General features: G+C 49.5%; 13 protein-coding genes and 2 pseudogenes. 8 read left to right on the top strand and 7 right to left on the bottom strand.

Features of this window, described 5'->3' with window-relative positions; genetic code table 11:
• Positions 1-195: 195 nt before the first annotated feature.
• The 4 genes and pseudogenes from aph(3'')-Ib to ACOT1A_RS24115 all read left to right on the top strand — a co-directional run bounded on the left by aph(3'')-Ib (position 196) and on the right by ACOT1A_RS24115 (position 3,758).
• Positions 196-999 (top strand): aminoglycoside O-phosphotransferase APH(3'')-Ib, encoded by an 804-nt coding sequence (aph(3'')-Ib, locus tag ACOT1A_RS24130; protein ID WP_001082319.1) that lies wholly within the window; start codon positions 196-198, stop codon positions 997-999.
• Positions 999-1,835 carry an aminoglycoside O-phosphotransferase APH(6)-Id gene (locus ACOT1A_RS24125; protein WP_000480968.1) on the top strand — a complete coding sequence of 279 codons (837 nt, stop codon included), beginning with the start codon at positions 999-1,001 and terminating at the stop codon, positions 1,833-1,835. Before aph(3'')-Ib ends, ACOT1A_RS24125 begins: the two co-directional genes overlap by 1 nt.
• Positions 1,836-1,941: 106 nt before the next feature.
• A pseudogene (locus ACOT1A_RS24120) lies at positions 1,942-2,283 on the top strand (IS6-like element IS6100 family transposase); the annotation flags it as partial.
• A 266-nt stretch (positions 2,284-2,549) separates the two neighbouring features.
• Positions 2,550-3,758, top strand: coding sequence for a type II site-specific deoxyribonuclease (locus tag ACOT1A_RS24115; RefSeq protein ID WP_001749969.1), 1,209 nt, complete (start codon positions 2,550-2,552; stop codon positions 3,756-3,758).
• A 33-nt stretch (positions 3,759-3,791) separates the two neighbouring features.
• Here the strand turns inward: ACOT1A_RS24115 and ACOT1A_RS24110 are convergent, their stop codons facing one another.
• Positions 3,792-5,225, bottom strand: a complete 1,434-nt coding sequence (locus ACOT1A_RS24110) for a DNA cytosine methyltransferase (RefSeq protein WP_001288432.1) — start codon at positions 5,223-5,225, stop codon at positions 3,792-3,794.
• A 98-nt stretch (positions 5,226-5,323) separates the two neighbouring features.
• Here ACOT1A_RS24110 and ACOT1A_RS24105 point away from each other — a divergent pair.
• A pseudogene (locus ACOT1A_RS24105) lies at positions 5,324-5,596 on the top strand (IS1 family transposase); the annotation flags it as partial.
• 10 nt (positions 5,597-5,606) lie between these two features.
• Here the strand turns inward: ACOT1A_RS24105 and ACOT1A_RS24100 are convergent.
• The 6 genes from ACOT1A_RS24100 to ACOT1A_RS24075 form a co-directional block, all read right to left on the bottom strand.
• Entirely contained in the window at positions 5,607-5,813 is a 207-nt protein-coding gene (locus ACOT1A_RS24100) for a hypothetical protein (protein WP_001749967.1), read from the bottom strand.
• Between the two features lie 4 nt (positions 5,814-5,817).
• Entirely contained in the window at positions 5,818-6,459 is a 642-nt protein-coding gene (locus ACOT1A_RS24095; RefSeq protein WP_012561158.1) for a restriction endonuclease, read from the bottom strand.
• Positions 6,460-6,514: 55 nt separating this feature from the next.
• Positions 6,515-6,748, bottom strand: coding sequence for a hypothetical protein (locus tag ACOT1A_RS24090; RefSeq protein WP_012561157.1), 234 nt, complete (start codon positions 6,746-6,748; stop codon positions 6,515-6,517).
• A gap of 113 nt (positions 6,749-6,861) precedes the next feature.
• Positions 6,862-7,176: a TrbM/KikA/MpfK family conjugal transfer protein gene (locus ACOT1A_RS24085; RefSeq protein ID WP_016338363.1), complete on the bottom strand. Its 315-nt coding sequence runs from the start codon at positions 7,174-7,176 to the stop codon at positions 6,862-6,864.
• The gene (locus tag ACOT1A_RS24080; protein ID WP_012561155.1) at positions 7,173-7,517 is read right to left on the bottom strand and encodes a hypothetical protein; all 345 of its coding nucleotides are present in this window, start codon (positions 7,515-7,517) and stop codon (positions 7,173-7,175) included. Before ACOT1A_RS24080 ends, ACOT1A_RS24085 begins: the two co-directional genes overlap by 4 nt.
• A 15-nt stretch (positions 7,518-7,532) precedes the next feature.
• Positions 7,533-7,838 (bottom strand): H-NS family nucleoid-associated regulatory protein, encoded by a 306-nt coding sequence (locus ACOT1A_RS24075; RefSeq protein ID WP_012561154.1) that lies wholly within the window; start codon positions 7,836-7,838, stop codon positions 7,533-7,535.
• Between the two features lie 108 nt (positions 7,839-7,946).
• On the opposite strand from ACOT1A_RS24075, the gene ACOT1A_RS24070 reads away from it, so the two are divergent.
• Genes ACOT1A_RS24070 through ACOT1A_RS24060 form a run of 3 tightly spaced genes read left to right on the top strand, consistent with a single transcriptional unit; the run spans position 7,947 to position 9,208 of the window.
• Entirely contained in the window at positions 7,947-8,684 is a 738-nt protein-coding gene (locus ACOT1A_RS24070; protein ID WP_013279384.1) for a lytic transglycosylase domain-containing protein, read from the top strand.
• 8 nt (positions 8,685-8,692) lie between these two features.
• Positions 8,693-8,974, top strand: a complete 282-nt coding sequence (korA, locus tag ACOT1A_RS24065; protein WP_016338364.1) for a transcriptional repressor KorA — start codon at positions 8,693-8,695, stop codon at positions 8,972-8,974.
• Between the two features lie 9 nt (positions 8,975-8,983).
• Positions 8,984-9,208 (top strand): conjugal transfer protein TraM, encoded by a 225-nt coding sequence (locus tag ACOT1A_RS24060; RefSeq protein ID WP_148839772.1) that lies wholly within the window; start codon positions 8,984-8,986, stop codon positions 9,206-9,208.
• Positions 9,209-9,271 lie beyond the last annotated feature (63 nt).

Here is a 9,271-nt window from a genome sequence, read left to right as displayed (position 1 = left end):
GAACGCAGCGGTGGTAACGGCGCAGTGGCGGTTTTCATGGCTTGTTATGACTGTTTTTTTGTACAGTCTATGCCTCGGGCATCAAGGCGAGCTCAGAGACCATGGAAAGCATGTTCTCGGACTTACGTAGCAACTCGTTTCTTTTCGCAGGTTGAGCCACCTCCGCGCTTCATCAGAAAACTGAAGGAACCTCCATTGAATCGAACTAATATTTTTTTTGGTGAATCGCATTCTGACTGGTTGCCTGTCAGAGGCGGAGAATCTGGTGATTTTGTTTTTCGACGTGGTGACGGGCATGCCTTCGCGAAAATCGCACCTGCTTCCCGCCGCGGTGAGCTCGCTGGAGAGCGTGACCGCCTCATTTGGCTCAAAGGTCGAGGTGTGGCTTGCCCCGAGGTGATCAACTGGCAGGAGGAACAGGAGGGTGCATGCTTGGTGATAACGGCAATTCCGGGAGTACCGGCGGCTGATCTGTCTGGAGCGGATTTGCTCAAAGCGTGGCCGTCAATGGGGCAGCAACTTGGCGCTGTTCACAGCCTATCGGTTGATCAATGTCCGTTTGAGCGCAGGCTGTCGCGAATGTTCGGACGCGCCGTTGATGTGGTGTCCCGCAATGCCGTCAATCCCGACTTCTTACCGGACGAGGACAAGAGTACGCCGCAGCTCGATCTTTTGGCTCGTGTCGAACGAGAGCTACCGGTGCGGCTCGACCAAGAGCGCACCGATATGGTTGTTTGCCATGGTGATCCCTGCATGCCGAACTTCATGGTGGACCCTAAAACTCTTCAATGCACGGGTCTGATCGACCTTGGGCGGCTCGGAACAGCAGATCGCTATGCCGATTTGGCACTCATGATTGCTAACGCCGAAGAGAACTGGGCAGCGCCAGATGAAGCAGAGCGCGCCTTCGCTGTCCTATTCAATGTATTGGGGATCGAAGCCCCCGACCGCGAACGCCTTGCCTTCTATCTGCGATTGGACCCTCTGACTTGGGGTTGATGTTCATGCCGCCTGTTTTTCCTGCTCATTGGCACGTTTCGCAACCTGTTCTCATTGCGGACACCTTTTCCAGCCTCGTTTGGAAAGTTTCATTGCCAGACGGGACTCCTGCAATCGTCAAGGGATTGAAACCTATAGAAGACATTGCTGATGAACTGCGCGGGGCCGACTATCTGGTATGGCGCAATGGGAGGGGAGCAGTCCGGTTGCTCGGTCGTGAGAACAATCTGATGTTGCTCGAATATGCCGGGGAGCGAATGCTCTCTCACATCGTTGCCGAGCACGGCGACTACCAGGCGACCGAAATTGCAGCGGAACTAATGGCGAAGCTGTATGCCGCATCTGAGGAACCCCTGCCTTCTGCCCTTCTCCCGATCCGGGATCGCTTTGCAGCTTTGTTTCAGCGGGCGCGCGATGATCAAAACGCAGGTTGTCAAACTGACTACGTCCACGCGGCGATTATAGCCGATCAAATGATGAGCAATGCCTCGGAACTGCGTGGGCTACATGGCGATCTGCATCATGAAAACATCATGTTCTCCAGTCGCGGCTGGCTGGTGATAGATCCCGTCGGTCTGGTCGGTGAAGTGGGCTTTGGCGCCGCCAATATGTTCTACGATCCGGCTGACAGAGACGACCTTTGTCTCGATCCTAGACGCATTGCACAGATGGCGGACGCATTCTCTCGTGCGCTGGACGTCGATCCGCGTCGCCTGCTCGACCAGGCGTACGCTTATGGGTGCCTTTCCGCAGCTTGGAACGCGGATGGAGAAGAGGAGCAACGCGATCTAGCTATCGCGGCCGCGATCAAGCAGGTGCGACAGACGTCATACTAGATATCAAGCGACTTCTCCTATCCCCTGGGAACACATCAATCTTACCGGAGAATATCGTTGGCCAAAGCCTTAGCGTAGGATTTCGCCCTCTCCCGCAAACGACCCCTATGGTGCAGCGATCACCGAATTGAAGCGCGAAGGAAAGCTGGACCGGGAGACGGCCCACCGGCAGGTGAAGTATCTCAATAACGTGATCGAGGCCGATCACGGAAAGCTCAAGATACTGATCAAGCCGGTGCGCGGTTTCAAATCGATCCCCACGGCCTATGCCACGATCAAGGGATTCGAAGTCATGCGAGCCCTGCGCAAAGGACAGGCTCGCCCCTGGTGCCTGCAGCCCGGCATCAGGGGCGAGGTGCGCCTTGTGGAGAGAGCTTTTGGCATTGGGCCCTCGGCGCTGACGGAGGCCATGGGCATGCTCAACCACCATTTCGCAGCAGCCGCCTGATCGGCGCAGAGCGACAGCCTACCTCTGACTGCCGCCAATCTTTGCAACAGAGCCTCCGTCGCCATGCTCACCTCGCTTTGGTGCACACGAGTATTGAGCATAGTCGAGATTGGTGCAGATCACTTCTGATATTGAACTGTCAGGAGCTGGCTGCACAACAGCCATTACGCCCAATCAACTGGTGCAGTCGTCTTCTGAAAATGACACTGTTTGTATATAATCATGAAAAAATGGTGAGTAGAGTTTCAGGGTAACAGGGGATGCTTATGTCGGTTTTCCACAACTGGCTACTTGAGATCGCATGTGAGAATTACTTCGTCTACATCAAACGCCTTTCCGCCAACGATACCGGCGCAACAGGTGGTCACCAGGTAGGGCTTTATATCCCTTCAGGTATCGTTGAAAAACTCTTTCCGTCTATCAACCATACCCGTGAACTGAACCCTTCGGTTTTTCTCACCGCACATGTGTCATCGCATGATTGCCCTGACAGCGAAGCCAGGGCAATTTATTATAACAGCCGTCATTTTGGTAAAACCCGGAATGAAAAAAGGATTACCCGCTGGGGTAGAGGCAGCCCACTTCAGGATCCTGAAAATACAGGGGCTCTGACGCTCCTGGCTTTCAAGCTTGATGAGCAAGGGGGGGACTGTAAGGAAGTAAATATTTGGGTATGCGCCAGCACTGATGAAGAGGACGTCATTGAGACCGCTATTGGTGAAGTTATACCCGGAGCGCTTATATCCGGCCCCGCAGGACAGATTCTAGGCGGACTATCTCTACAGCAAGCGCCAGTAAATCATAAATATATTCTACCTGAAGACTGGCACCTGCGCTTTCCGTCGGGAAGTGAAATTATTCAGTATGCAGCCAGCCATTATGTGAAAAATTCCCTTGATCCGGATGAGCAACTTCTTGACCGCCGGCGCGTGGAGTACGACATATTTCTATTGGTTGAGGAACTGCATGTTCTGGATATCATCCGGAAAGGATTTGGCTCTGTGGATGAATTTATTGCGCTGGCCAATTCTGTCAGCAATCGCCGTAAATCCAGAGCCGGGAAGTCTCTGGAACTGCACCTGGAGCATCTATTCATTGAGCACGGCCTGCGACACTTTGCGACGCAGGCCATCACAGAAGGTAATAAAAAACCCGATTTCCTTTTCCCTTCCGCAGGGGCTTACCACGATACTGAGTTTCCCGTAGAAAATCTGCGCATGCTGGCAGTCAAGACTACCTGTAAGGATCGCTGGCGTCAGATACTGAATGAGGCCGATAAAATTCATCAGGTGCATCTGTTTACACTCCAAGAGGGAGTTTCTCTGGCTCAATATCGGGAGATGCGGGAGTCGGGTGTCAGATTGGTCGTGCCATCATCGCTGCACAAAAAATACCCGGAGGCGGTGAGAGCTGAGCTAATGACGCTAGGTGCGTTTATTGCTGAGCTGACAGGGCTTTACGCAGATATTCCATAGATTATCTCCCGGCATAAATACCGGGAGGAGCGATCAGATTCGTTCAACCTTGCACGAATCGGCATTAACCGCTTTCAGGATATAAGGTTCAAGCAGTTTGGCTACGGCTTCAAACACGGGCACCACTACGGAGTTACCGAACTGCCTGTACGACTGAGTGTCTGACACAGGAATGCGAAAAGGCCTGCCATCTACTTTTTCAAAACCCATAAGGCGCGCGCACTCTCGTGGAGTCAGCCTGCGGGGCCGATGCGCCTGATTTTCTTCGTTCGCGAAGTCTGTTTCACCTGTGGCCATATCCCAGCCACGGTCTATCAGAATTTCAGACCCGTCTTTGTGATAGCGAGCAGAAAGCGTACGGGCAATGCTTTCTTTATTTTCAGGATTAACGAGGCCAAAACCGAATCCGTTACCCTTAGCTGCGTGCTTTTTGGCGTAGTTATAGAGATACTCCCAGAGTTTCGGCGTCAGTATATATTTGCTGTCAACCACGGGTTCCAGCAGTTCGCCAAATGACGGACGCTGTTCCGGATAAAAACGACTAATATCGCGCAGGGTAAAGCCCTGGTGAATGTTCAGATCACGACGGAAACCGACCAAAACGATACGTTCTCGGTGCTGAGGTAAAAAGTGCTTTCCGTCGATAACTTTAGGATCGTTTTTGCCCATCTCAGCTGCATCCGCAACTTCATAGCCCAGTTCGTCGAGGGTATCCATGATGACTTTAAAGGTTTTACCCTTGTCATGGCTCTTCAGGTTTTTAACGTTTTCAAGAACAAAGATGGCAGGTTTTTTTGCGCGTATAATACGCGCCACATCGAAGAAAAGCGTTCCCTGAGCCTCACATTCGAAACCATGCGCGCGCCCGAGCGAGTTTTTCTTGCTTACGCCCGCAAGGCTGAACGGTTGACAGGGGAAACCTGCTAGAAGTACATCATGATCCGGCACATGCTCATTAATGTAAGCATAGGCATCGTTTTCAGGTACTTCAGGTTTATCACTGAGCGTGACTTCCCGAATATCGAGATTGAAAGTGTGTTCCTGAGCATCGTTAAACCAGTTAGCTTTATATGTGCGCACAGCCTCTTTATTCCATTCACTGGTAAAAACGCACTGGCCACCGATGGTTTCGAAGCCCTTCCGTATACCTCCAATCCCAGCAAACAGGTCAATAAACCGGAAGGCATAGTCAGGGTGATGTGCAGGCGCTTCCGGAAGCATTTTTCGTAGAAGTTCCTCTTCGGCTAACGTCAGCGTCTTAGGTGAGCACTTACCATTAATCCAGCGATTAAGAGTCTCGCGACTCCACTCATTTTTACCAACTTTTCTAAGCAGTTCAGCCACGTACTTCTGGTCATAGATTTCCAGCACCTGCCCGAGCAGCTTTTTATCATTTTCCTGTCGCAGTTGTTCTTCCGCTTCTGCTTTCTCAAGCAGATCCTGCGCCAGTAATTCAAATTCAGACATATTGCCTCCATTGGGTCTTATGGGTGAAACTGTATCACTCATTTGACCCAGATTGAATGTTTTTATCTGGATATTTAAACAGGTTTATTGTTAGGTAACGCACGTTGGCCACGCTGGAGCGTCTTCTGGGCCTGCTGTCGGCCTTTGAGGTCGTGGTATGGATGACGGATGGCTGGCCGCTGTATGAATCCCGCCTGAAGGGAAAGCTGCACGTTATCAGCAAGCGTTACACTCAGCGCATTGAGCGACATAACCTGAATCTGAGACAACATCTGGCAAGGCTGGGACGGAAGTCACTGTCGTTCTCAAAATCGGTGGAGCTGCATGACAAGGTCATCGGGCATTATCTGAACATAAAACACTATCAGTAAGTTGGAGTCATTACCGGTTCTCTTTGTCTTTTAGTGATTCTATAAACCTCATTACGTCTGAATATAAAAATCTATTATTTGATTTATGTGGCTCATGAGGTTGTGGGATGGTCTTGTTTTTGAATGTGCCAGTTTTCTTAATGGCAAAGATTAATTCACCTTCTGTTATTCCTAACATTTCAGCAAATGTTTTTGCTTCTATAGTTACTGACTTCATTTAATTAACTCTCATGGTATCGATTTTCTTTACCGGCATCTTTAACAATGGTGCTCGTTTCTAGTGTTGCTGCGGTACGCTTCATCATCGTCTGCGGGGCGGTTGCGATAGTGAAGGAGCTGCCGGGCGTGAGCAAATCTATCAGGCGCTGGCCGCTGATAATCTCCATCCGTTCACTGGCAATACTGACAGATTTTGAACCTGCGCCGGTTTTCCCGGTATGGCAAAACAGACCGCGACAGTTATGACGTTTAAGCAACTTCTCGAACTCCTGTACGTGCTGTAAAGCAATATGGCCGCGATAGCGTTTAGCCTGAATAAGATAGCGATATTTTCCTATTATTACCTGGCCGTCAATGCCTCCATCGCCGGTATAGCGTTTGTTTCTGATGGTTCTGAAGCCATGCGCTTCAAATCCTTCCAGCAACAGTTCTTCAAACACAAAAGGATCAATTTTCCTCAGGTAGTTAATTTTTTGTGGGAAGCCCGGCAACGTCTTTATGCGCTCCAGCACCCGCCGCGCACTTTGCTGCTTCCTTTTGTGTCGTCGGTTGCGTACTGAACGCCGGAAGAATACAACGGCAAACAGTGCGATGGCGCTGCAAGCCCATAGAATAAGGTTTTCTGTAGTGGGGAAGGGGAACATGGTGATAGTGTGCTTTCTGTGGGTAAAGAAAAGGGCGGTTAAACCGCCCTGGTGTTTAGCGACGGCTGTAAACCTGCCACGAAGCGCTGCCTGACTGATTTTGGCAAATCCGCCCGTAAAGTACGGTGCCGGTCGAGTAGCGGGCGCCATTCAGATAGCAATAGCCGCTGGATTGCAGCAGTTCGTTGCGCAGCTTTTCTTCCTGCTTTGATAGCCGGGACTCCGCAGACTGCAAACGAACGGATAATTCGTTAATCTGGCGTTGCTGGTTATTCATCTGGCTCTGCATCGCATTACCTTTATCTTGGCTGACGCAACCAGTTAAGAGAGCTGTACAGGCTAATGCACTTAATATAATTTTTTTCACGTTGGCTCCTTAAATTGAGATTATTCCTAGCCCGCCTATAAGCGAACTTTCCCGTATTTACTTATGATCTGGCTTATCATCGACTGGTTACTTCCACCTTCGCCATTATCCGGGCATTCATTAAGAAAAGCCTTCCTGGCATCCCTCGTGTGGTTGGGTAAAAAGCCGTGCTTGTTCTTTTTAACGATATTGAAGAAAGCAGCTTCAGCACTGTTACACTCGCTTCCGCCGCTATCGCCGGTGAGCTTGCCCGCCATGCACATAATAACTTTGCAGGGATCTTCAGCATGGCTGGCAGGAAGATAAAGCAGACTACCAGCTGCTATCAGAGGGATTAAGAGTTTCTTCATTGTTTTGTCCTTAACAGTTTGTTCAGATATACACCCGCCAGAATGTTGATAACGGTAAGTAATATTAATAATAACGCAGAGTTATAAATAGATTTGTAACCTATATCGCCTGCGATATATTCGACAATAAAAACGAAAATCGTTAACATTGCGAACAACTTGATTAACTTTCCTGTAATTTTCTTAACGATATAAGCAACTGAATAAGAGCCGGATTTGATGATGCTGGCGAGTAACCTGATAGCATGGACTCGGAATTTTCTTAAAATGGGCGGAATGGAAAATGCCTTTTTCTTCCTTCTGCCTTTTTGCTTTTCCGCAAAATCAATAACATCGCCCATTTTTATACTCTCCGGTTATATCTTTAGATCATCAAGTGATAAACCACTATCAAGCAGCTCTTTGAGCCATGTTGGTCGGCGGCCAGTCCCGGACCAGGTATTTTCTGCGTTCCTGGGGTCGCGGTATTTTACTTGTCTATGTTCTCTGGGGTTGGCAACGCCCTGCATTTTCATGGCTTCCAGGCTAATGCCAGCGTCCAATTTTGCAGTTAGCCAGGCCGGGCGCTTCCCTATACCAGTCCACGTATTAAAAGGGTTATCCGGGTCACGATACATGGGTTCACCTTTGGGGCGTTTTTCTGATTTCAGGGGAACCAGCATTACCTTCCTTCCTTCAGAGGTTTTCTTTTCGTTTCTTCTTGACACGATCTCATTAGCCCTTATCATAAACATAAGTCGTCGAAATTACAATTACGCGGTGAAACGTAAATGAGTAAACATCCAAAACTTCTGGTTCTCGCTCTGGCCTGCCTTGCTTGTGCTGGCCGTGCCAGTGCTGCGCCTGCCTCAGATGAAGTTGCCAGGCTTGCGCAGAGATGTGCGCCTGATGTTTCACCCTTAACAATGGCGTACATCGTCGGCCATGAGTCCTCAAATGGGCCGTACAGGATCAATATTAACGGTGGTAGTACCCAGTTAAAACAGCAACCACGTACTGAAGCTGAGGCCGTCAGCGTTTCGAAAGTTCTGCTGAAGGATAATAAAAGTTTTGATATGGGCCTTGCACAAATTAACTCAAATAATTTAGTGGGCCTGGGTCTTTCGGTTGACGATATTTTCAAGCCCTGCATCAACCTGCGGGCGAGCCAGACCATCCTTAAAGCCTGTTATGATAGCGCCCTGAAATCCTATCCAGCCGGGCAGGTTGCGCTGAGACACGCGCTTTCCTGCTACAACACCGGCTCACTCATAAACGGGATTTCTAACGGGTATGTCACGAAAGTTATCAACGTGGCGCGTCAATCAACTGATTTGAAAATCCCTACGCTGCTACCTGATGGCCAGACCAGTGAGGACAGCACCGCGACTGAGCCTCAGCAGGCAAAAAGTACGGCCACGCAGTATGACGGTGAACAAGATGTTTTTGGTTCGGGTGATGGCGATGCCTTCAGCCGAAATAATACGGATGCCTTTTTAACCAAACAGGAAACAGCGAAGGGGGAGTGAGGTTATGGATGGAACGTTTGTACCTTGTATTGCAATCACAGATCCTGGAGCTATTTGAAACAGGAAAAGTGAAGGAGGTAACGATAAAACGGGTTTCATTAAAGACGTGGTATCCCGTTTTTCAGATAGACGATGAACAGTTGGGCCAGATCGCATGTTCCATTCGGGTTAACAAAGAGCATGAACTACGAACCTGGGCTGATTTAAGGCTACTGGCAGAGTTTTTGAAAGATAAGTGTGGCGTTGAAGAATGCCGGTTAAATCTGCAATCAACAGAAGATAGTGAGTAAGGAGAAAGTATGACCACGTTGTTTAAGAAGTATGGCCCTGCGGTAGTTATGGGCGTTTTGTCCATTGCCCTGCCGCAAATTGCGCTGGCCGCTGGCACCGATACTGGTGAATCAACCGCTACATCAATCCAGACGTGGTTGAGCACATGGATTCCAATTGGTTGTGCTATTGCGATCATGGTTAGTTGCTTTATGTGGATGCTTCACGTAATCCCGGCACTGTTGCAAAGTTAGCGATGAGGCAGCCTTTTGTCTTATTCAAAGGCCTTACATTTCAAAAACTCTGCTTACCAGGCG

Source organism: Enterobacter cloacae complex sp. SYL003 (genome assembly GCF_049236925.1).
GTDB classification, from domain to species: Bacteria; Pseudomonadota; Gammaproteobacteria; order Enterobacterales; family Enterobacteriaceae; genus Enterobacter; species Enterobacter intestinihominis.
Note: the sequence above shows the minus strand (reverse complement) of the source record. Positions and strands in the feature narration are given on the sequence as shown.